At 61.6% G+C, this 22,565-nt stretch carries 19 protein-coding genes; 11 read left to right on the forward strand and 8 right to left on the reverse strand.

What is annotated here, in order from left to right; translation table 11 throughout:
• Nucleotides 1-35 precede the first annotated feature (35 nt).
• From ACZ0AI_RS17695 to ACZ0AI_RS17720, 6 genes are all read left to right on the forward strand, one after another.
• Nucleotides 36-464, forward strand: coding sequence for a F0F1 ATP synthase subunit epsilon (locus tag ACZ0AI_RS17695; RefSeq protein ID WP_042554474.1), 429 nt, complete (start codon nt 36-38; stop codon nt 462-464).
• Between the two features lie 118 nt (nt 465-582).
• Nucleotides 583-1,944: a bifunctional UDP-N-acetylglucosamine diphosphorylase/glucosamine-1-phosphate N-acetyltransferase GlmU gene (gene glmU, locus ACZ0AI_RS17700; RefSeq protein WP_463562994.1), complete on the forward strand. Its 1,362-nt coding sequence runs from the start codon at nt 583-585 to the stop codon at nt 1,942-1,944.
• 116 nt (nt 1,945-2,060) lie between these two features.
• Nucleotides 2,061-2,672 (forward strand): LysE family transporter, encoded by a 612-nt coding sequence (locus ACZ0AI_RS17705; RefSeq protein WP_463562995.1) that lies wholly within the window; start codon nt 2,061-2,063, stop codon nt 2,670-2,672.
• 131 nt (nt 2,673-2,803) lie between these two features.
• Nucleotides 2,804-3,577 (forward strand): DeoR/GlpR family DNA-binding transcription regulator, encoded by a 774-nt coding sequence (locus ACZ0AI_RS17710; protein ID WP_463562996.1) that lies wholly within the window; start codon nt 2,804-2,806, stop codon nt 3,575-3,577.
• A gap of 10 nt (nt 3,578-3,587) precedes the next feature.
• Complete coding sequence (glmS, locus tag ACZ0AI_RS17715) at nt 3,588-5,426, forward strand: glutamine--fructose-6-phosphate transaminase (isomerizing) (protein WP_463562997.1); 1,839 nt, start codon at nt 3,588-3,590, stop codon at nt 5,424-5,426.
• 72 nt (nt 5,427-5,498) lie between these two features.
• Nucleotides 5,499-6,155 (forward strand): hypothetical protein, encoded by a 657-nt coding sequence (locus ACZ0AI_RS17720; protein WP_225836811.1) that lies wholly within the window; start codon nt 5,499-5,501, stop codon nt 6,153-6,155.
• Between the two features lie 118 nt (nt 6,156-6,273).
• Here ACZ0AI_RS17720 and map read toward each other — a convergent pair whose 3' ends face one another.
• Together map and ACZ0AI_RS17730 are read right to left on the reverse strand one after the other, a co-directional pair.
• A complete protein-coding gene (map, locus tag ACZ0AI_RS17725; RefSeq protein WP_463562998.1) occupies nt 6,274-7,059 on the reverse strand; it encodes a type I methionyl aminopeptidase in 786 nt (261 codons plus the stop codon).
• The gene (locus tag ACZ0AI_RS17730; protein WP_225836815.1) at nt 7,056-7,268 is read right to left on the reverse strand and encodes a ParD-like family protein; all 213 of its coding nucleotides are present in this window, start codon (nt 7,266-7,268) and stop codon (nt 7,056-7,058) included. The genes map and ACZ0AI_RS17730 overlap by 4 nt, the downstream gene beginning before the upstream one ends.
• Before the next feature lie 221 nt (nt 7,269-7,489).
• Here ACZ0AI_RS17730 and ACZ0AI_RS17735 point away from each other — a divergent pair, with 221 nt between their 5' ends.
• The 5 genes from ACZ0AI_RS17735 to ACZ0AI_RS17755 all read left to right on the forward strand — a co-directional run bounded on the left by ACZ0AI_RS17735 (nt 7,490) and on the right by ACZ0AI_RS17755 (nt 14,649).
• Nucleotides 7,490-8,008, forward strand: coding sequence for a sigma-70 family RNA polymerase sigma factor (locus ACZ0AI_RS17735; RefSeq protein ID WP_463562999.1), 519 nt, complete (start codon nt 7,490-7,492; stop codon nt 8,006-8,008).
• The gene (locus ACZ0AI_RS17740; protein ID WP_463563000.1) at nt 8,005-8,931 is read left to right on the forward strand and encodes a DUF4880 domain-containing protein; all 927 of its coding nucleotides are present in this window, start codon (nt 8,005-8,007) and stop codon (nt 8,929-8,931) included. The genes ACZ0AI_RS17735 and ACZ0AI_RS17740 overlap by 4 nt, the downstream gene beginning before the upstream one ends.
• Nucleotides 8,932-9,178: 247 nt before the next feature.
• Nucleotides 9,179-11,554: a TonB-dependent siderophore receptor gene (locus ACZ0AI_RS17745; protein WP_463563001.1), complete on the forward strand. Its 2,376-nt coding sequence runs from the start codon at nt 9,179-9,181 to the stop codon at nt 11,552-11,554.
• Nucleotides 11,551-12,396, forward strand: coding sequence for an alpha/beta hydrolase (locus tag ACZ0AI_RS17750; RefSeq protein ID WP_463563002.1), 846 nt, complete (start codon nt 11,551-11,553; stop codon nt 12,394-12,396). Before ACZ0AI_RS17745 ends, ACZ0AI_RS17750 begins: the two co-directional genes overlap by 4 nt.
• Nucleotides 12,397-12,756: 360 nt before the next feature.
• Complete coding sequence (locus ACZ0AI_RS17755) at nt 12,757-14,649, forward strand: PhoX family protein (protein ID WP_463565964.1); 1,893 nt, start codon at nt 12,757-12,759, stop codon at nt 14,647-14,649.
• Nucleotides 14,650-14,655: 6 nt separating this feature from the next.
• Here the strand turns inward: ACZ0AI_RS17755 and ACZ0AI_RS17760 are convergent, their stop codons facing one another.
• The 6 genes from ACZ0AI_RS17760 to ACZ0AI_RS17785 all read right to left on the reverse strand — a co-directional run bounded on the left by ACZ0AI_RS17760 (nt 14,656) and on the right by ACZ0AI_RS17785 (nt 22,552).
• Nucleotides 14,656-15,204 carry a TadE/TadG family type IV pilus assembly protein gene (locus ACZ0AI_RS17760; RefSeq protein ID WP_463563003.1) on the reverse strand — a complete coding sequence of 183 codons (549 nt, stop codon included), beginning with the start codon at nt 15,202-15,204 and terminating at the stop codon, nt 14,656-14,658.
• 8 nt (nt 15,205-15,212) lie between these two features.
• Nucleotides 15,213-17,273, reverse strand: a complete 2,061-nt coding sequence (locus tag ACZ0AI_RS17765; RefSeq protein ID WP_463563004.1) for a pilus assembly protein TadG-related protein — start codon at nt 17,271-17,273, stop codon at nt 15,213-15,215.
• Nucleotides 17,274-17,275: 2 nt separating this feature from the next.
• Nucleotides 17,276-17,743: a TadE/TadG family type IV pilus assembly protein gene (locus ACZ0AI_RS17770; RefSeq protein WP_225836866.1), complete on the reverse strand. Its 468-nt coding sequence runs from the start codon at nt 17,741-17,743 to the stop codon at nt 17,276-17,278.
• Nucleotides 17,744-17,984: 241 nt separating this feature from the next.
• A complete protein-coding gene (locus ACZ0AI_RS17775) occupies nt 17,985-19,163 on the reverse strand; it encodes an HlyD family efflux transporter periplasmic adaptor subunit (protein ID WP_225836869.1) in 1,179 nt (392 codons plus the stop codon).
• On the reverse strand, nt 19,150-21,312 hold the full coding sequence (locus ACZ0AI_RS17780; protein ID WP_463563005.1) for a type I secretion system permease/ATPase: 2,163 nt from the start codon (nt 21,310-21,312) through the stop codon (nt 19,150-19,152). The genes ACZ0AI_RS17775 and ACZ0AI_RS17780 overlap by 14 nt, the downstream gene beginning before the upstream one ends.
• The gene (locus ACZ0AI_RS17785) at nt 21,302-22,552 is read right to left on the reverse strand and encodes a TolC family protein (RefSeq protein WP_463563006.1); all 1,251 of its coding nucleotides are present in this window, start codon (nt 22,550-22,552) and stop codon (nt 21,302-21,304) included. Before ACZ0AI_RS17785 ends, ACZ0AI_RS17780 begins: the two co-directional genes overlap by 11 nt.
• Between the last annotated feature and the right edge of the window lie 13 nt (nt 22,553-22,565).

The raw sequence follows: 22,565 nt of genomic DNA on the forward strand, positions 1-22,565 counted from the left end.
TGCGCCTGGCAACGGGCGCTTACGTGAGGCTAGATATGGCTATGACAGTCCATTGCGACATCGTCAGCGCAGAAGGCGAGATCTTCTCCGGTCTGGTCGAAATGGTGATCGCCCACGGCAACCTGGGTGATCTGGGGATTTCCCCGGGCCACGCACCGCTGATCACCGACCTCAAGCCGGGCCCGATTCGTCTGGTCAAGCAGGGTGGCGAAACCGAGGTGTTCTACATCTCCGGTGGCTTCCTCGAAGTGCAGCCGAGCATGGTCAAGGTACTTGCCGATACCGTGCAACGTGCCGCCGACCTGGACGAAGCCTCTGCCCAGGAAGCCGTCAAGGCTGCCGAGAAAGCGCTGAGCGAGCAGGGTGCCGAGTTCGACTACGGTTCTGCCGCTACGCGTCTGGCCGAGGCCGCAGCTCAGCTGCGCACCGTCCAGCAACTGCGCAAGAAGTTCGGCGGTAGCTGATACCTACGGGCTTCATCGTTGCTTGGTAAAAGGGTAGCCTTGGCTACCCTTTTGCTTTTCTGCCGTTTTCATTTCGCAGCCGACCCGTGTGGCTGCGATTGCCAAGGAACCGCTCCCCATGTCCCTCGATATCGTCATCCTCGCCGCCGGCCAAGGCACCCGCATGCGTTCCGCTCTGCCCAAGGTGCTGCACCCGGTGGCCCACAAGCCCATGCTCGGTCACGTCGTCGACACTGCCCGCAGCCTGCAGCCACAGAGCATTCAGGTGGTGATCGGGCATGGCGCCGAGAAGGTTCGTGAGCGACTGGCGGCGGACGACCTGAATTTCGTCATCCAAGCCGAGCAGCTCGGTACCGGCCACGCGGTGGCCCAGGCCCTGCCGCAGCTCAGTGCCGAGACCGTACTGATTCTCTACGGTGACGTGCCGCTGATCGAGACCGCGACCCTGCAGCGCCTGCTGGCTCTGGTCAATGATGACCAGCTCGGCCTGCTCACCGTCGAACTTGCCGATCCGACCGGCTACGGCCGCATCGTGCGGGACGATCAGGGCGTGGTGCAGGCCATCGTCGAGCACAAGGATGCCAGCGCAGCGCAGCGGCAGATCCGCGAAGGCAATACCGGGATTCTCGCCGTGCCGGGCAAGCGCCTGGCCGACTGGCTGGGGCGGCTGTCGAACAGCAACGCCCAGGGCGAGTACTACCTGACCGACGTGATCGCCATGGCAGTGGCCGACGGCCTGGTGGTGGCCACCGAGCGTGCCGCCGACGAGATGGAAGTTCTCGGTGCCAACGACCGCATCCAGCTGTCGCAGCTGGAGTGTCATTACCAGCAGCGCATCGCCCGCCGCTTGATGGCGCAGGGCGTCACCCTGCGTGACCCGCATCGTTTCGATGTGCGCGGCGATGTCACCGTGGGCCGCGATGTGACCATCGACATCAACGTGATTCTCGAAGGCCGGGTGGTCATCGAGGACGACGTACAGATCGGTTCCAACTGCGTGATCAAGGACAGCACCCTGCGCAAGGGCGCCATCGTCAAGGCCAACAGCCATCTGGAAGGTGCAGAAGTGGGTGAGGGCGCCGATTGCGGCCCGTTCGCCCGTCTGCGCCCTGGCAGCGTGCTGGGAGCCAAGGCCCATGTGGGTAACTTCGTGGAGCTGAAGAATGCGGTGCTGGGCGAGGGCGTGAAGGCGGGTCACCTGACGTACCTGGGTGACACTGTCATCGGCGCGCGCACCAACATTGGCGCAGGCACCATCACCGTCAACTACGACGGTGCCAACAAGCACCAGACGGTGATCGGTGAGGATGTATTCATCGGCTCCAACAACTCGCTGATTGCACCTGTGGATATTGGTGCTGGTTCCAACACGGCTGCCGGCTCGACCATTACCAATGACGTGCCACCCAAGAACTTGGCCGTCGCCCGTGGCCGCCAGCGCAATATCGAAGGCTGGCAGCGTCCTGAAAAGAAGCGGTAAGCATCCGTAGCCTGGGTTGAGCGAAGCGATACCCAGGAAATACCAGCTACCGATGAGCCTGTGGATAACCGCTAGATAGCTGGCTTCGCTTCATCACGGCATACAGGAGTCAACGCATGTTCGGTGTAACGGATTACAGCGCTTTCGTGGTGGCCTTCATCGTGCTGCTGGCGATTCCCGGCCCCGGGAACCTGGCGCTGATCTTATCCACAGGCAAGGGTGGGTTTCGCGGCGGTCTGGCATCGACTTTGGGCATCATCCTCGGTGATCAAGTGCTGATGTGGCTGGCTGTAGCCGGAGTGGCTGCGTTGCTCAAGGCTTATCCCGCCGCCTTCCATCTGGTGCAGTGGCTGGGCGCGGCTTATCTGATCTGGCTGGGTGCGCGGATGTTGCTGGCCAAGCCAGGCGCTGCGCCAACCCTGGATATAAAACCGCGCCAGTACCTGCGGCAGACCTTGCTGATCACCCTGTTCAACCCCAAGGCCATCATCTTCTACATGGCCTTCTTTCCGCTGTTCATCGACCCGCAGCGCCATCAAGGCATCCTCACCTTCGGCTTTTTGGCCGTGACCATTGCGGTACTGACCTTTCTTTACGGGCTGATAGTGGTGCTCTGCAGCCATTTGCTGGCGGAGCGCATGCGTGCCAGCCCTCGCATTGGCAGGGGTCTCGAAAAGCTGGCTGGGCTGTTTCTAATCGGTTTTGGGGTCAAGCTGACCCTCAACTGAAAAGCTGGAGAAGTCCTGGAAAGCTGGAGTTATGGATAACTTTATTGGCGAATTTGCTTGCCCGGTAACTTGACTCAAAAGCTTCGTTAGGTTTTGATTCGCTCCATTATCTTTCGAATCGAAACTTAAGCATGTCGAAGCGCAACACACCGCAGCGTCGTCACACCATTCTCACTTTGCTCGCCGAGCAGGGTGAGGTGAGCGTGGACGCGTTGGCCAAGCGCTTCGCGACTTCCGAAGTGACCATCCGCAAGGATCTCGCTGCTTTGGAAACCAATGGTCTGTTGCTGCGTCGTTATGGCGGTGCGGTGCCGTTGCCCCAGGAACTGATCGTCGAAAGCAGTCAGCCGATTTCCCCTTACAAGCAAGCCATCGCCCGTGCCGGTGTGGCGCGGATTCGCGAGCATGCGCGGATCATCATCGACAGCGGCACCACCACGGCAGCGATGATTCCCGAACTGGGCCACAAGCCTGGCTTGGTGGTGATGACCAATTCGCTGAGCGTGGCCAACGCCTTGAGCGACATCGAGCACGAGCCGGTGCTGCTGATGACCGGCGGAACCTGGGATCCGCACTCGGACTCCTTCCAGGGCCAGGTCGCCGAGCAGGTGCTGCGCTCCTATGATTTCGATCAGCTGTTCATCGGCGCCGACGGCATCGACCTGCAGCGCGGTACCACCACCTTCAATGAATTGCTGGGCCTTTCACGGGTGATGGCCGAGGTGGCCCGTGAAGTGATCGTGATGGTCGAGAGCGACAAGATCGGCCGCCGCATCCCCAATCTCGAGCTGCCCTGGAGCAGCGTGCACACCCTGATTACTGACGAGCGCCTCGCTGATGAGGCGCGTGAACAACTCTTGGCCCGCGGGATCCAGTTGATCTGCGCGGTAGCTGACGCTTCCTGAGGAGAACGCTATGTGTGGCATCGTAGGCGGCATTGCCGAACGTAACATCACCGCTGTGCTGGTCGAGGGCCTCAAGCGCCTTGAGTACCGTGGCTACGACAGCGCCGGTGTGGCGCTGGTCGATGATCTAGGTGCATTGCAGCGTCGTCGTCGCGTCGGCAAGGTCAGCGAACTGGAAAGCGCGCTGAGCAGCGAGCCGCTGCCGGGTCGCCTGGGTATCGCCCACACCCGTTGGGCCACCCATGGCGTGCCGACCGAGAACAATGCTCACCCACACTTCTCCGGTGATCAACTGGCCGTCGTGCACAACGGCATCATCGAAAACCACGGCCCGCTGCGCGAGCGCCTGCAGGGCCTGGGTTATACCTTCAGTTCCGATACCGATACCGAAGTCATCGTGCACCTGCTCGATCACACCCTGAAAACGCAGAGCGACCTCGCTGACGCTCTAAAGGCGGTGGTCAAGCAGCTCCAGGGTGCTTACGGTCTGGCCGTGATCAGCGCCGCCCGTCCTGATCGTCTGCTCGCCGCGCGCAGTGGCAGCCCACTGGTGGTGGGCTTGGGCCTGGGTGAGAATTTCCTCGCCTCTGACCAGCTCGCCCTGCGCCAAGTCACCGATCGTTTCATGTACCTGGAAGAAGGCGACATCGCTGAGATCCAGCGCGACAGCGTGCAGGTCTGGGATACCCACGGCACTGTCGTGCAGCGTGAAGTGGTGCAGTACCACGAAGGCGCCGATGCCGCTGATAAGGGCGCGTTCCGCCACTTTATGCTCAAGGAAATTCACGAACAGCCCACCGTCGTGCAGCGCACGCTGGAAGGCCGCCTGGGCAGCGATCATGTGCTGGTACAGGCCTTCGGCCCTCAGGCTGCCGAGCTGTTCACCAAGGTGCGCAACGTACAGATCGTCGCCTGTGGTACCAGCTACCATGCCGGCATGGTCGCCCGTTACTGGCTCGAAGGGCTGGCGGGCATTCCCTGCCAGGTCGAAGTGGCCAGTGAGTTCCGCTATCGCCGCGTAGCGGTGCAGCCGGACACCCTGTTCGTCAGCATCTCCCAGTCCGGCGAGACGGCCGACACTCTGGCCGCCCTGCGCAACGCCAAGGCCGACGGCGGTTACCTGGCCAGCCTGGCCATCTGCAACGTCGGCATCAGCTCGCTGGTGCGTGAATCCGACCTGACCCTGCTGACCCACGCCGGCCCCGAGATCGGCGTCGCCTCGACCAAGGCCTTCACCACTCAACTGGTCGGCCTGATGCTGCTGACCCTGGCCCTCGGCCAGGTCAAAGGCACCCTGGAAGACGGTGTGGCTGCCGAACTCGTCGAAGAGCTGCGCCGCCTGCCGGCCCGCCTGGACGAAGCGCTGGCCATGGACAAGATTGTCGAGAAGGTCTCCGAGCTGTTCGCCGAGAAGCACCACACCCTGTTCCTGGGCCGCGGCGCTCAGTACCCGGTGGCGATGGAAGGCGCGCTCAAACTCAAGGAGATCTCCTATATCCACGCCGAAGCCTACCCGGCCGGTGAACTGAAACACGGCCCGCTGGCCCTGGTGGATGCAGATATGCCGGTGGTCACCATCGCGCCGAACAACGAGCTGCTCGACAAGCTCAAGTCCAACCTGCAGGTAGTCCGTGCCCGTGGCGGCGAGCTGCTGGTGTTCGCCGACGAGCAGGCCGGAATGAGCAATGGCGAAGGCACCCACGTGGTGAACATGCCGCACATCCACGACGCCCTGGCGCCGATCCTCTACACCCTGCCGCTGCAGTTGCTGTCTTACCACGTGGCTGTGCTGCGCGGCACCGACGTCGACCAGCCGCGCAATCTCGCAAAATCGGTAACGGTTGAGTAACGGAAAATGTGCAGGCATATCGCGTAGCCTTGCAGATCTTTTTAGCTGGATCGGTCGTTAAGGAGTCGAGCATTGAGTCACAAGAGCAAAGCGATTCTCTGGGCCAGCATGGGTTTAAGCCTGTTGCTGTTGGTTGTCACGCTTCGTTTGTTCTCTGTCTGGGCGACGACGCTTCCGTTGGATGTGCCGGTACGGCTCGACCAGGACAGCACCCTGGAATTTCCGGTCAAGGTTCGAACCCTCGAGTTCGATACCCTGGCTGTGGTGTTTTCTACCGGTGAGCTGCCGCTGTATACGGTGCGCAAGCTGTCTGGCGGACCGATCTGGGAAAATGAGCAGTGGGTCGAGTACCCACCAGCGCCGATGACGGTGGCCTGGAAGCTGCTGACTCCGGCAGGTGAGCGGGTGTCCGAAGGGCAGGGAGACGTAGGGCAAGAGTTAACCAGCTATGGCAGTGACGAGATTACTCGTGCCGTAGCGCGCATTCCCATGGAGCCTGGGGACTATCGCCTTCAGGTAAACGTGCTGACACCCGATGCACGCTTTGCTGAAGTAGCCACTCGGCTGGTGGTGGTGGCGCAAGGCAAGGGGCAGACCTGGCAATCGGGCGTTGCCTGGTGGGGCGCGATAATCTCGGGCGTGCTGCTGATTCCGCTGATGGTCATCTGCGGCTTGTTGACCCTGCATCACTACACGCGCTGGCGTTACGGAGCACCTGCGGCGGATTGACTGGTGAGCCAGCAGCTTTCAGCGAAAGGGATGAGCGCGAGCCCTGGAAGCGTATGCGTGGTGCCAGCCCGAAATGCCAAAGGGGCTCCTATACAATGAGTGCTCCGCAAGGGAGCACTCATTTGTGAATGTCAGCTGACAGTAAGTGATGTTCCTCAGGACGTAGCGTCAACACGCGTACACCATCACCAGTTACCGCTACGGTGTGTTCGAACTGCGCCGACAGCTGGCCATCACGGGTTACGACGGTCCAGCCATCGCGTTCGGTACGCACCCCAGGCTGGCCTTGGTTGATCATCGGTTCGATGGTGAAAACCATGCCTTCGCGCAGGGTCAGGCCGGTTTTTGCTTTGCCCCAGTGCAGCACCTCCGGCGGCTCGTGCATTTCCTTGCCGATGCCATGCCCGCAGTATTCGCGCACCACTGAGTAGCCGTGGGCGCGGGCGTGTTTTTCGATGGCGTGACCGATGTCACCCAGCCGCCCGCCCGGGCGCACGGTTTGGATGCCTTTCCACATTGCTTCATAGGTAACTGCGGCAAGCTGCCGGGCCTGTGGAGAAACCTCGCCAATCAGGTAGGTCTTGCTGGAGTCGGCGATGTAGCCGTTCTTCTCCAGGGTGATATCGAAGTTCACCAGATCACCGTTTTGCAGAACCTCGCTGGCACTGGGTACGCCGTGACACACCACCTCGTTGCGTGAGGCATTCAGCGCATAGGCATAACCGTACTGCCCCTTGCTGGCAGGGCGGGCCTGGAGCTGCTGGACGATAAAGTTATCCACAAGGTCGTTGACCTGCAGGGTCGACATGCCCAGCAGACTGAGGCTATCCAAATGGCTGAATACGGATGCCAGCAGCCTGCCGGATTCCGCCATGAGGGCGATCTCTTCCGGCTTCTTGATCATACCGCTGCTTCCACATGGCGCGGGGGCACTACACCGGCAGCGCGCATCTCTGCGGCGATCACTTCGTTGAAACTCAGCGTCGGGTTCATCTCGCACAACATGCCGATGCGGATCCAGAAGCCGGCCTGGGCGTTGATCGAGCGGCACGACACGCTGCTCGCCTTACGAATCTGGTCGTGCAGCTCATCTTCGATATTGACGATGCCCATGGGTGCTCCTGATATACGAAACGTATATGGATCATATATCAGCGCTCGAATCTCTGCCATTGCTGTGCTACCGGACGGATCGCGCGCTGGGCCGTATTTCCTGACTCTACCCGTCGGCTGATCTACGTCAGTGGTTGTAATAAGAACGATTCGCGAATAATGTGCGCGGTCGCCAGCATATCCACGCTGTTGTTTGCGCTTGTCGGCCTCGGAGGGCGTCCATGTCGCTACCTGAAACGGATTCCATCGTTCCGCTCGATGTTCTCTACGGCACGCACCACGGCTGGCTAAGTGGCTGGCTGCGGCGTTCGCTCGGCTGTTCGCAGCAGGCGGCGGATCTGGCTCAGGACACCTTCGTGCGGCTGCTGACGCGTGGCAAGCCGATCAGTGATCGCGCCCCGCGCGCCTTGCTGGTTCGTATCGCCCGCGGCCTGGTGATCGACCATTGGCGACGTGATGCGCTGGAGCGTGCCTACCTCGACGCATTGGCACAGTTGCCTGAAGCCAGTCACCCGTCGCCGGAAGTACGCCACGAAGCGCTAGAGTGCCTGGAGCGAATCGCCGCCTTGCTCGACGGCCTCAAGCCCGCCATACGCGAGGCCTTCCTGCTCTATCAGCTCAGCGGCCTGACCCATCAACAGATTGCCGAGCAACTGGGCATTTCCAGCCGTACCGTCGAGCGGCACGTGGCCAGCGCTTTGTTGCACTGTTACCGCGGCTGCTTCGAGGCAGCGCTATGAGCGTAGCCGCCGAGCGTTTACCTGAGGCCATCGTATGCGCGGCCATTGAATGGCAGATGCGTCTGCGCGATCACGCTGGTGGCGAGGTACATGAGCAACTGCAGGAATGGTTGGGGCGCGATGCGCGTCATCGACTGGCTTGGCAGCGCCTGCAGCAGATGGGTGGGCTGTTCCAGGCCAGCCAGCTGCCGGATGCCGCGTACACCATCCCCTTATTGCGCCGCGCCGAAGCCGACCTGGGCCGGAGACGCACGCTGAAGTTACTTGGTTTCGGCCTGGTGGCGGGCGGTGCCACGCTGTTGGTGACGCAGACCTCGCCCACCTGGCGGGCCGACTTCGCCACTGCGACGGGTGAGCGTTGGCGCATCAGCCTGGGCGCGGCTGCCGAGGTGGTGCTCAATACCGGCAGCGCTTTGGATGTAGAGGGGCAGGAGTTGATCCTGCGCGCTGGTGAAGCATTGGTGGAGGGCGCGGACTGGCACGCGCGCTGCCGTTTCGCCACGTGCCAGGGCCGCGATGCCAGCGTGCTGCTGCGCGAGCATGACGATTACAGTGAGATTCGGGTGCAGCGTGGCGAAGCGCTGGTGTCCACCGCAACCGGCCAGTTGCGGCTGCGGGGCGGCGAGGGAGTCGGTGTTTCTGCGACCGGCACGACCACCCTCGGTCAAGGGCCTATCGACCCCTTTGCCTGGGCACGCGGTCTGCTGGTGGTCAGCGACATTCGTCTGGCCGACTTCCTGGCCGAAGCGGGGCGCTATCGAAAGGGGTGGCTGGGCTGCGATGCCGCCGTTGCCGACCTGCATCTTTCCGGGGTTTTCCGCCTGGACGAGCCGGAGGTTATCTTGCGCAACATCACCCACCTGCTGCCAGTGAAGATCGTCGAGCGTACGCGTTGGTGGGTACGGGTGATACCGGTGGCCTGAGGCGAACCGCGAGTGGCTGTTTGAAGGCGGAAGCGGACGGTGGATGCAGAGCTTTCTTTTTGTAGGAGGGGCTTTAGCCGCGAGCTCTTTGCTCTTCAATAGAGCTTGCGGCTAAAGCCCCTCCCACGAGATCGCGACCGTCCGCTTCCGCCTTACAACCATAAATGAAACCCCGATTTTTAAATCGAATGTCGGACTTTTCCGGTTCGTCCGGTTAGAGGGAATCACTCTCTCAATGGATACCGTCATGCGTTCTGCCAGCCCCCTGCCGTTTCAGCTTCAGCCCCGTACGTTGCCCCGTGCCATCTGCCTGGCGCTGGCCCTGATCGGTGGCACGGCGAGCCTGTCGGTGCAGGCTGCTTCAGCGACGTCCTCGGTGGCTGCACCGAGCATTCCTGCTGGCTCGCTGGAGCAGGCGCTGAGCACCTTTGCCGAACGCGCCGGCATCACCCTGTCGTACTCCCCAGACGCGGTACGTGGCCTTAGCAGCCAGGGCTTGGCCGGTGGCGGCTCTCTAGAGGAAGGGCTGGCGAAGCTGCTCAGTGGCAGCGGCTTGGTCGCGCAAAAGACCGCGTCCGGTTACGTGGTCTTGCCGGGCAAGACCGAAGCCAGTGTGCAACTCGACGCCACCAGCATCGAAGCCGCAGCGACGCAGAGTGCCTTCGAACCGGCGGGCGGTTACTTCGCCAGCAACGCCAGCAGTGCGACCAAGAGCGACCGGCCGATCCTGGAAACCGCCCAGAGCATCAGCGTGGTGACGGCCGAGCAGATCGCCGATCGCAAGGTCAACCGGGTCGAGGATGCGGTCGCTTATACGGCGGGCGTGCGAGTCGGGGGCTCGGGTCTGGATCCGCGTTTCGACACCATCAACGTGCGTGGTTTCGAGACCACCCAGTCCGCCGACTTTCTGGATGGTCTGCGTCAGGCTGGCAGTGGTTGGTTAGCCTTGCCTTCTATCGAGGCCTACAGCCTGGAGCGCATCGAGGTGCTCAAAGGCCCGGCATCCGTGCTTTACGGACAGATAAGCCCCGGTGGCATGGTCAATCGGGTGAGCAAGCGGCCAAGCCTGCTGGCGAAAAATCAGGTGGAGGTGCAGGCCGGCAGCTACAACCACCGGCAGGGCCAGTTCGACATCGGCGGCAAGCTGGATGAAGAGGGCGACGTACTGTTCCGCACTGTGGGCGTCTATCGTGATGCCGAGTATTCCATCGAGCAGATGGACAACAACACGCGCCTGCTGGCGCCTTCGCTGAGCTGGCAGATCGACCCGGATACCAGTCTGACGCTGCTGGCCCAGTATCAGGAACGGCAGACGGCTGCGTCACCGATGCTCTATCAGGATGGTGGCCGCCTTACCAACATCTGGCAGGGCGACGAGTACTTCGACAAGCTCGAGCAGCGCAAGTGGTCGATCGGCTACGAGTTCGAGCACGCTTTCAACGAGACCTTCAGCCTGCAGCAGAACCTGCGTTACGGTCAGTTGGATACCACCAACCAGTACCTGGATGTCGGGCCGGTCAGCGTCGACAACATTCTTCCTCGCAGCACCGCAGGCAGCTACGAGGATATGTCCACGTTATCCACAGATACTCGCCTGGTGAGCCGTTTCGCCACCGGCAATCTGCAGCACACCGTGGTTAGCGGGGTGGACTACGCCTGGCTCGACACGGCCCTGGTGTATGCCACGGGTGCTGCTCCGTCGCTTGATCTCGATGCGCCTGACTACCATCAGCCGATCTCTGCCCCGGACAATATTCTGGTCGACAGGGACGGCCTGGAGCACCGTGCAGGCATGTACCTGCAGGATCAGATCGAGCTCGACCGCTGGCGCCTGTCTGCTGGGCTACGTCGTGACTGGGTGCATGCGCGCTCCAATGGCGACCAGTTCGGCGTAGACGTCAACAGCAAGACCAGCAATTCGGCTACTACCGGATCGCTAGGTGCGCTCTATCTGTTCGACAACGGCCTTGCCCCTTACGCCAGCTATGCGACCTCGTTCCTGCCGCAGAGTGGTTCCGACTCCGTTGGCAAACTGTTCGAGCCGAGCGAGGGCGAACAGTACGAGATTGGCCTCAAGTATCAGCCGCCGGGCAGCAGCACCCTGCTCACGGCCTCGTTGTACCACCTGACACAAACCAACGTGGTGACGCGGGATCCGGCAAACAGCAGCTTTCAGGTTCAGACCGGCGAGCAGGTTTCTCGCGGTCTGGAACTGGAAGCGGTCTCAGACCTGAGCGATAACCTGCGAATGACCTCCAGCTATAGCTTCAACGACGCCGAAGTCACCAAAGACAGCGACTACCAGGGCAAGGCACCGAAGAACGTACCGCGCCACATGGCATCACTGTGGCTGGATTACCGCCTGCCGTTCGGGCTCGGCCTATCGGGTGGTGCGCGTTATACCGGCAGCACCTACGGCAACGGCGACAACACCCTGAAGAATGAGGCGTACACCCTGATCGATGCCGGTGTGCACTACGACTTCGGTGGCGGTATGGACGGTGTGCGCCTCGCTCTGAATGCCCGCAACCTGACCGACAAGCGCTATATCAATTGCCAGGACAGCAATTGCTACCGCGGCGAAGCGCGCAGCATGGTCACCAGCCTGAGTTATAACTGGTGATCGCGATTGGCTGGTGGCGTGCGTTGCTGAGCGTGCTACTGCTGGGCAGCCTGGCGGTCGCCCAGGCCGAGCCGGTGGCGCTGGACGGTACCGAGCAATGGATGATGAAAAGCGCCGAAGGGCGCGAGTACCGCATCATGATCAGCCTGCCGGAGGGCGACGTGCCCCACACCGGCGGCTACCCGGTGATTTACCTGCTCGACGGCAATGCCTACTTTCCGGCCTTCCATGCCGCCAAGCGTGCCCAGGAGCGGCTGCGTGGTTCGATTCTGGTGGCCATCGGTTATCCGAGCGACACGCCCCTAGACTTCGAGCGCCGCGCGTTCGACCTGTCGCCGCCGCAACCCGCCGAGCGCAATACACCGGCGCAGGGTGGGCAGGATCTGTTCCTCGACTTCATCGAGAAACGCCTGATGCCCAGGGTCGCCGAGCGCTTCAAGGTCGATCAGGATCAGCGCAGCCTGGTCGGCCATTCCTTTGGCGGGATGTTTGGCATCTATACGCTGTTCACCCGGCCCGCGTTGTTCCAGCACGTGGTAGCGATCAGTCCGAGTCTGTGGTGGCGTGATCGCTATCTGCTGGAGCATGAGCAGGCTTTCGTCAAACAGGCCCACTCGGGTCAGCTGGATCTTATCCACAGCAGCCTGACGCTGTTGATAGGTGATCGTGAGGCGCCTCAGGGGATTCAGGATGCCCGTGCCCTGCAGCAGCGCCTACAAGGTCTGTCGCAGTATGGGCTGCGTAGCGACTTCCATATCGAGCCGGGCGAGGATCATACGTCAGTGGTGTTTCGGGTAACTTCCCAGGTGCTGGACGAGTTGATCAGCACGCGGCGCTATTGATCCATGTGGCCTCGATAGCTTTGCGAATATAGATCGAAAACTATACAAAGCTTTGAAAGCTCCGCTATATATGGGCTACAGAATCTTATCCACAGATAGTTAAAGAGCTTATTCAGGATAGATGTGTATAACTACTCCGAGCTGGTCAGATTCTGTACAGATATCTGAACGCCATAGTGTGTGCGGCCTGTGGCTGAGAGCTACCAGGTTATCCACAGACTAAGTCACGGTAATTGTGAACATCACCCTGCCTGTCGATAACTTCGCCGTGGCCAGACACGCGCTGCAAACACTCGTCATCCAATCGTCATGTTAGTGACATAGCGTCCCTGCGCATCAGAAGAAAGCAGGAGCACCATGATGCATGACGATCAATTGACTGACCTTGAACGTTTGACCCTTTCCCGACGCCGTTTCATCGGCGCAGGCGCGCTGACTGGCGCCGCATTGTTTCTCGGTGGTGGTCTGCTGGGCCGTAGCGTGTTGGCCGACTCGATCAGTGCAACGGTCGGCAGCCCGCTGCTCGGCTTCAACAACATTGCTGCGTCCGCGGCCGATACCATCACCTTGCCGCCCGGTTATTCGTTCAGCACATTGATCAGTTGGGGCCAGCCGCTGCATGCCAGTGGCCCGGCGTTCAAGGGCGATGGCAGCAACACTGCTGCCGAGCAGCTGCAGCAGTTCGGTGACAACACCGATGGCATGAGTTTCTTTCCCTGGCCGGGCGACGCGGATCGCGCGTTGATGGCCATCAACAATGAATACGTGAATTACCGCTACCTGCTGGCTCACGGCGGTTTGCCGAAATCCGCCGAGGACGTGCGCAAGGCGCAGAATGCCGAGGGCGTGACGGTGATCGAAGTGCGTCGCGGCGCCAGTGGCTGGACGTTCGTTCAGGGCTCGCCTTACAACCGCCGGGTGCATGGCAACCTGCCGATGGACGTCAGCGGCCCGGCACGTGGCCACGAGCTGCTCAAGACCGCCGCCGACCCGGCTGGCATCGAGGTTCTCGGTACCTTCCAGAACTGTTCCAGCGGCCAGACGCCCTGGGGCACTTATCTGACCTGTGAAGAAAACTTCAGCGACTGCTTCGGCAGCAGCGATGCAGGCCTGCAGTTCACTGCCGATCAGAAGCGCTTCAGCGTGCTGCATGCCAGCGCGGAAAACGAATGGCACCACTTCGATCCGCGTTTCGATCTGGCGAAGACGCCCAACGAGTTGAACCGCCATGGCTGGATCGTCGAAATCGATCCGTTCGACCCGCAAGCCAAACCGATCAAGCGCACCGCCCTTGGCCGTTTCAAGCATGAGAACGCTGCTCTGACCACGACCCGCGATGGTCGCGTGGTGGTCTACATGGGCGACGACGAGCGCGGTGAGTTCATCTACAAATTCATCACCCGTGATCGCCTCGATCGCGGCAATGCCAAGGCCAATCGTCATCTGCTCGACCATGGCACGCTGTATGTGGCGCGTTTCGACGAAGGTAACGGCAATGCCGATCATCCCAAAGGTCGTGGCCGCTGGATCGAGCTGACGGCGGGCAAGAACGGCCTGAGCGCCGAGAAGGGCTTCGCCAGCCAGGCCGACGTGGTGATCCGTGCGCGTCAGGCGGGTACTCAGGTCGGCGCCACGCGGATGGATCGCCCGGAGTGGATCACCGTCAGCCCGCAAGACGGTCAGGTCTATTGCACTCTCACCAACAACAGCAAGCGTGGCGAGGAAGGTCAGCCGGTTGGCGGGCCGAACCCGCGAGCCAACAACCTGTACGGGCAGATCCTGCGCTGGCGCGAGCACGGTGACGATGCGGCCGCGGCTGATTTCGAATGGGATCTGTTCGTGGTCGCCGGCAACCCCGTTGTGCATGCCGGTACGGCTCAGGCGGGTAGCCACGGGATCAATGCCGACAACATGTTCAATAGCCCGGATGGTGTCGGCTTTGACGGCGGCGGTCGCCTGTGGATCCAGACTGACGGCAAGTACAGCAACAAGGGTGATTACGCCGGCATGGGCAATAACCAGATGCTCTGTGCCGACCCCAAAACAGGCGAGATCCGCCGTTTCATGGTTGGCCCGGTGGGCTGCGAGGTGACAGGGCTGGCCTTTTCGCCGGACTACAAAACCATGTTCGTGGGCATTCAGCATCCCGGTGAAGAGGGCGGCTCGACCTTCCCGGATCATCGCCCTGGTGTCCATCCACGTTCCTCGGTGATGGTCATCAGCCGTGACGATGGCGGCGTGATCGGCGCCTGACGCGGTTTATAGGGTTATCGTCGTGGCGCCGCGTATCACCACATTGCCGCCTTCCTCCGGGAGGCTGGGAATACTGAGACCGAGCAATCTCAGGGTCGGCACGATAGCCCTCTGATCGCTGGCGCCCTCGTGGTTGTACAGGCGTTGCAGGCACACGTGCAGCACGTAGCGTGGGGCGCTGGGGTCACGGGCATCAAGGGCGATATTGCCGTAGGAGGGATGGCCATTCTGGCCGGGCAGGCTGGCCCAACTGAAGCCGGCGGCATCCTGCTCCGGTGCCGGGCAGTTACCGCCCAGCCAGCTGTCCGGCAGCCAGCTGCTTTCCACCACGCGGGTGATTTCCTGGCTGAGCAACTGCGTATAGGCGGCATTGCCGGGGTCGACCTGCAGCGTGGCACGAGCAGCATCGGCGCTGACCTGCTTGAAGGTCAGCATCAGCAGCATGGGAATGCTGTAGGCGATGATTGCGTAAACCACCACGAAGAACACGCCGAATAGCATGGCGAATTCGATGGCCACGGCGCCTTGCTGGGTTTTTCGTTTGCTGCGTTTCACATCACACCTCACTGAACCAGGCGCGGGATGCCGCAGCTGATGCTGTGGACTTTGATTTCGCTTTTGCCGAGATCTAGGCCGAGGCTGGTAAGCAGATTGCTGACGGCGGTGCCTACGGAGTTGAGCAGCGGTTTTATCAGTTCGAGTACAGGATTCAGGATGGAAAGCAACAAGGGCTGGGAGTTACTGCTCAGACCAAGCGCGCTGGCCAGGCCGGTTAGGACGCTGCTCAGCAAACCTCCCTGAGCTTTTGTCTGCAATGAAATTATCAGCTCATCGCGACAGCGAGTCTTGTTGGTGGCGCAGTTGATAAGACTCAATTTGCTATGCCACTCATCGGGCATCGTCGTATCCAGTAAAAGCAGCACGGGTCTGGGCCAGTCAAGTCCGTCCGTTTTCATGGCCCCCCGAATGGCATCCTTGCTGCTGTAAGCCGCGAGGTATTTATCCGCGATCTGAGCCGCCTGTACTGGGCTAAAACCGGGAGAACCGTCCGTTCCCTTCGGCACCCCAAGCCCAATCATTCTGGTGACCTGCGAGAGCAGGTTGGCGATCGAGTCGCCAATCTTCAGCTGGTTGACTTGGGTTATATCGGACTCGTCCACGGCGAGAGTCACCTCGTCCCGAACAGGATTGATACCCGTGCCAATCAGTGGCACCGCAACCTTTCCCTTGATTAGATCCATGTTCAGCAGCCTGAGAATGCTTGTCTCCTCCAGTTTCAACTCGGTGCAACTGCTGCGGGTCGACCATAGCGTGCCGCTGGGCATATTGCCGATACAGATATTGCCGACCGTGGACTCGACTTCGATGGTCGCCTCCGGCTCTGCCAGAGAGCAGTTGATATCCGTCACTTCGCCCCTGGCACTCACCAAGTCGAGGATGATGGGTAGCTTGATCGAGGTGCCCAATATATTGAGCAGCGAGCTGGCTAGAGGAACACCCGTGCTGTCGATATTGATGTGCACGCGAGTCTGTGCGTTGAATGCTGTCGTTCCTTGAGGGCCGATACCGATGGCCGGGGGTTCTACTACGCCAAGCTCCACCTTCACCAGCCCGAGAAGATTCAGTTGATCCACCAGCAAACCGCGCCCCTGAACGGCAGTCATCAGGCCTGTGGATAACACGTCACCAAGCGCGAGTTTGGCATCCAATGCTGACCCGACGGCCCGGCCCGGCCCGGTGACGAGCTTCAACAGTCCGGGACGTTCATCGGTCGCCAGCAGATTGACCGTGGCGTCCTTCAACGTAGAGTTGGCCAGCTCGCTACCAAGCGCTCTGATATCAGCAGCCAACGCCTCGTTATGAGTCACCAGCTTTGCAGATACATCGATCAGCTTTTGAATGCCGACCGCATTGACTTTGGTACCCACTAATTCTGCCAATCCCTCTGGCGTAAGCGCTTTTAATTGATTGATGCCAACCTCCACCCCAAGCGCTTTTAGTAATTCGCCCGGTGTCACCTGAGCATTCGCAAGGCCTTCGGAGTCGAGTAGCGTCAGGCTGCTTATGTCTGCCCCGGCGGCTTTCAGTAGCCTTGGCAGCGCTCCGTTGGCATTGAGGTCGAGCAATTGGGCGCCGACGCTGAATACCGTCAGCGGATCGCTGTCTTTCTCGGCCACCGCTACGGCTTGCAGGTTCACGGTGGAGTTGCCGGGAAGGCCGAACAGACCACCGGTACGGACGATGATGCTGGCAGGCACCTGGCTGCTGGTGACGACCCTGACGGCTCTGCCACCGGCATCGATTGTCGGTACCCGCAGGCCGTCGATGATCGCGATGCTCGCGCAGGACGATGTCAGCCCATCTACAAAGCCGTAGGACGCGGCGTTTTCGAGGGCATAGAGATGGGCCTTGGCGGTATCGAGAGCGCAGTTACCCGACTCAAGCCGGGAGATGGATTCCAGGGCTGCGGTATCGGCGAGCTTCTGTAGCTTGCGCTGTTCCAGATACAGGCGGCCGCTATCCACCACCAGGGCGAGAAACAGGATCGCCATGACCAGGGTCGCGGCGCTGAGGATGCTGAAAGCACCGCGCTGGCGCTGCAGATCGGATCGAATGCGCCTCATGCTCAGCTCCCCGACCCTGCGTTGTACAAGCGGATGGTCGCTTCGCCGCGTATCTCGCTGGGCAGCTGTGGAACCTTCCAGCCGAAGATGGAGAACGGCGGCATGATGCTTTCAGGGTTGCCGTGGCGTACGCACACGCTCCATACCGTGCCGGTTTTCAGGAAGCCGTCGTAGCCGTTGCAGGTTTGCGTCCAGGCCTCCGGCAGCCAGGAATTACGCATTGTCTGCAACACCCGCTGCTGATGGAGGGCGAGTTGTTCCGGCGTGGGCGCGCGGGTATCGGGCGAGTGGATGGCATCGCGCAGGGCTTCGGTGGCCAACTCCTGGTAGGTAGCGCCAAGCAGGAAAGGAATGCTGTAACCCACCAGGCCATAGAAAATCAGGAAGAAAATGATGAAGGCGATGGAAAACTCGACGGCGACGGCACCGCGCTGCTTGTGAGCCGAAGGTATTTCTGAAGAGTGAGGCACTTCCCTGATCCTCGCGCCGTTGCAGTCGCTCAATGCGGCGGACATACAGCAGGTATAACCCGAGCTGCTGGTTCCGCTGGGCACAGGTCACCTGTACGTGAAGTCGGCGGGGAGATGATGCCGATGACACACAGAGGGCTTGCCAGTAGATATGTAATAGCAAGCGGATATGCACCGCGCCATAGCACTTTGTGACTAACACCAAGCACCCTCACCCGCCGTGCGAGTGTTGGCCAGGCCCTCAGTAAAGCTGCGCTTTCAGCAGCGGCCTGAGCAGATAGTTGAGCACTGTGCGCTTGCCGCTGAGGATATCCACCTCGGCCACCATGCCCGGAATGATCGGCAGGATTTCATCGCGACGCTTGAGCTGGCTGCCGTCGGTCTTGATCAGCACTTCGTAGTAGAACTCTTTGCCCTGTGCCGTTTCCTCGGCAATGGTGTCGGCGCTGATTTGTTCCAGGGTGCCGTTCAGGTAGCCGTAGATGCTGTAGTCATAGGCGGTGATCTTCACCTTGGTGGGCATGCCGGGCACCAGGAAGGCCACGTCGCGGGGTTTGATCCGCGCTTCGATCAGCAATCGATCCTCCACGGGGATCACTTCCATGATCGGCTCGCCAGGCTGGATCACCCCACCTCGGGTGTTGATCAGCACGGTGTTCACCCGGCCGCGCACCGGTGAAAGGATCTCGGTACGGCGTAGTTGATCTTCCCGCTGTTGGACGATGGGCTCCAGGGCACTGAGTTCGGCCTTCTTGCTCTGCCGCTCGGTGTAGGCATCCTGAAAGTAGCTGCTGCGCAGCTCGGTGAGTTTGCCGTTGAGAGTGGCGATCTCCTGGCTCAGCTTGAGCGCTTCCATCTGGCTCACGGCACGTTTGGCCACCAGCGGCTCGACCAGGTTCAGTTGCTGCTGCGAGAGGCGTATCTGCCGGTTGATGGCGCTGACGCCATCCTGCAGTTTGTCGCGCCGCGACTTGAACAGTTCCTGCTCGGAGCGGGCCAGGGGGCTCGCAGGGTCGATATCCTCGGGGAACGCGATGCGATCCTTGCCCAGCACTTCGGCATCCAGGCGGGCGATGGTGGCGCGCATGGCCGCCGACTGATTGGCCGACTCCTGGAACGAGGTACGAAAGCGCGTTTCGTCCAGCCGCACCAACGGTTGCCCGACCTCCACCAGATCGCCTTCGCCGACCAGCAGGCGATCGAGAATGCCGCCCTCCAGGCTCTGGATCTTCTGAATACGGGTGAACGGCACCACGCGGCCATCGCCACGCGTCACCTCATCGAGCTCGGCCCAGGTAGCCCACGCGATGGCCAGCAATACGGTAGCCAGAATCGTCCACAGCAGGGGCCGGAACAGTGGGTGGGTGGCACTCAGCAACGGGTCTTCGAGCTGTCGGCGCAGGCGATCATTGGATGGCATGGTTGCCTCCTCGGTTTTCCGCTGGCGCGTTCACCACGTTGTCCTGCACCACCTGATCCAGAGCGCCATCCATGATCACCCGGCCCTGACGCATCACCACCGCGCGCTCCACCAGCGAGAGCATGACCTTCTTGTGGGTGACCAGAATCAGGGTACGTCCGGTTATCCACTGCTGCAGGTACTCGACCACCTGTTTTTCGCTGGTCTGGTCGAACGAGGATGTCGGTTCGTCGAGCAGTACGATGGGTGGATCCTGCACTAGCACGCGCACCAGCCCGACCGCCTGACGCTGGCCGCCGGATAGGCTGGCATTGCCCTGGATGGGCATGTCCAACCCCAGCGGATGGCTGCGCACCCAGGCACCCAGGCCGACGCCGTCGAGGGCTTCGAACAGCTCCTCGTCGCTGACTGCGGCACCCTCCAGATTGAGGTTGTCGCGCAGCGTGCCGTAGAACAGGGCGATGTCCTGAGGCAGGTAACCGATATGCCGGCGGCGATCTGCGGGGTCGATCTGAGTCAGGCTGATGTCGTCGACCATCACCCGCCCGGCGCTCGGGTCGAGCAGCCCGGCAAGCAGGCGCAACAGGGTGGATTTGCCGGCACCATTGCCGCCCAGCAGGGCGATGCGCTCACCGGCGCGAATGCTCAGGGCGTTGACGTCGACGATAGGCGGGGCGTCATCATGGCTGAGGCGCAGCTGCTCGATACGATAATCGCCTGCCAGGTTTTCCTTGCGTACGAAGCGCTGGCCGGCGGGCCGTTCCACCGGTCCGGTCATCAGTTGGTCGAGGCCTTCGAGGGCGACCTTGGTGTGCTGCCAGCGGCCGAGAATGCCGGCGATCTGCGACAGCGGCGCGATGGTTCGCGCGGAAAGAATCGAGCAGGCCACCAGCGCGCCCATGCTCAGGTATCCATCGCTGATGCGGTACACGCCGAACACCACCACGCCGACGTAGCAGAGCTGTTGCACTGTGCTCACCCCGTAGCTGAGCGCCGAGGTCAGGCTCTGGGTCTTCATCGCGCTGCCGGCGAGCTGCGCCGTGAGGGTTTCCCACAGGTGCATGCAGCGGCCTTCGGCGCGGCTGGCCTTGACTGTTTCCAGGTGCTCGATGGATTCGAGCAGGATGCCGTTCTTCACCGCGCCCTCGCGCAGATTCTGCCGGGACAGACGCGCCAGGCGACCCTGGGCGAGCAGCCCGGGCAACACCATCAGCACCGCCGCGACCGCAGGCACCCAGACCACATGGCCACCGATCAGGGCGATGATCAGCAGGAAGATGAGCACGAAGGGCAGATCGCTGATCACCGCCGCGCTCGACGAGGTGAAGAACTCGCGCACCGATTCGAATTCGCGAATCTGCGTGCTGAAGGCACCGACCGAGGCGGGCTTGGCGCCCAGTCGGGTATTGAGCACCCGCTCGAACAGCAACGATGACAATTGCAGATCCAGGCGTTTGCCCAAGGTCGTCAGCAGGTGCGCGCGCAGCCCGCGCAACAGGCTTTCCAGGACGATGGCTAGGGCCACGCCACTGGCCAGTACCCACAGGGTGTCGAAAGCAGCGTTGGGCACCACGCGGTCATAGACCTGCATGGCGAACAGCGCTGCGGCAATCGCCAGCAGGTTGGCGATGAAGGCCGCTACGGCGACCTCGACATAGGAGCGACGCAGACGCTTGAGCGCGCTGTAGAACCAATGTTCGTGAGTCGGGCTAGCGAACTCTTCTGCGCGGCCATCGGGGCGATAGCGGCATTTGGCGAACACCGCCATGCCGCTGTAGATACTCTGCAGGTCGGCGATGGCCAGGCGTTGTACGCCTCCATCGCTATGGGGCACGAGAATCTCGGCGTGCTCGTCGTGCTGGCTGACCAGCACCACACAGCGTCCGTCTTCGAGCAGCAGCAAGGCGGGCAGCAGGTAATCGTCGATCCGCTTGAGTGGCTCCTCGGCGACCCGCGCGACGATATCCGCACGGCGCAGAGCGCGGGCGACCATGCGCAGGGGCAGGCGGCCCTGTTCCAGGGCGATGCCATCGGCCAGTTCGGCTCCCGTCACCGGTCTGCCGAGCTGGCGGCAGAGCAGCACCAGACCCTGGCGCAGTGGATCCTGATCGCCTCCCTTGCCCGCTGTTGCCAGGTTGTCAGGATCCATTCAGGCCATTCTCCAACAGGGGGCCGAGCAGACCGATCTGCGCGGCGGCACGGTACTCGAGGCGCAAGCGTTCGACCTGCAGCACGATCAACTGGCGCTCGGCCTCGAAACGTTCGCGTTGTACGGTAAGCAGGTCGATCACATCGCGGCGACCGACCTCGAACTGTTCACGGTAAAGACCGCCTACCTGTTCCGAGTCCCTCACCTGCACGGCGAGGGCATGTTCTCGCCAGAGCAGGGAGTCGCCGATATCGAACAGGCTCTGTAATTGGCGGCGAATGTCGCGCAGGATGGCGTCCTGACCCCAGCTGGCCGACTCCAGGCGTTGCGCGGCGGCAGTGGGGCGCTGGAAGTTGGAAAGCCCTTGGATGGTGTCCATGCGCAGGCGCAGGTTGACCATCGAATCGTTCTGCAGGCGCCCGCCGATTTCCCGGCGCGTCGCCGAAGCCTCCAGATTCAGTTGTGGCAGCAGCGCTGCCTTGGTGCCGCGCAACTCGGCCTCGGCCAGGCTGGTATCTTCCACGGCACGCTGATAAAGCGGCGAGCTGCTGATGATGCGTGGCAGGTCTCGTGTTGCAAGGTAGCGCTGCATGGAGGGCGGACGGGGCTCGGCAAGACCCTCCGGTGGTGCTCCGACCAGCAGGTTGAACTGGTTGCCGGCATCGAGCCGTGCGCCTTTTTCCAGTGCCAACTGCTCCTGAGCGCGGGAGATTTCCAGGCCGGCACGATCCTGTTCGCTGCGATCCGAATAGCCATCTGCACCTCGCGCCTCGGTCATTGCCCGGATGTCGTCGAGCAGACGGATATGGCGGCGTACAGCGTCGATGCGGCGGTCTGCGACCAGCACATCCAGGTAGGTTTCGACGATATCCAGGGCGGCGTCTTCACGGGTCACCTCGGCGGTGGCCGAGAGTTGGCGCTGCGTTGCCTTGGCGGTGTCGACCTGGCTTTCCACACGGCCCCAGTCGTAGAGCATCTGCGAGACGGTGACGTCGTAGACGGTCTCGCCCAGGTTGAATTCCTGGGGGCCGCCAGAGAGCGACAGCGATGGGTGGTAGCCGCCCCTGGCTATCTTCACCTCGGTTTCGGCGCGCGAGACTTCAGACAGCGCTGCACGCACTTGCGGGTGAATGGCCAGCCCGTTGCGTACCGCCTGATCGACCGGGATGGCCGCCGCCGAGGCGGGCAAACACAGGGCGAAGGCGACGCGCATGACCCAGTGACAACAACGTGTATCCATACTGCGCAACGGC

Source organism: Pseudomonas sp. AC355 (assembly GCF_979258205.1).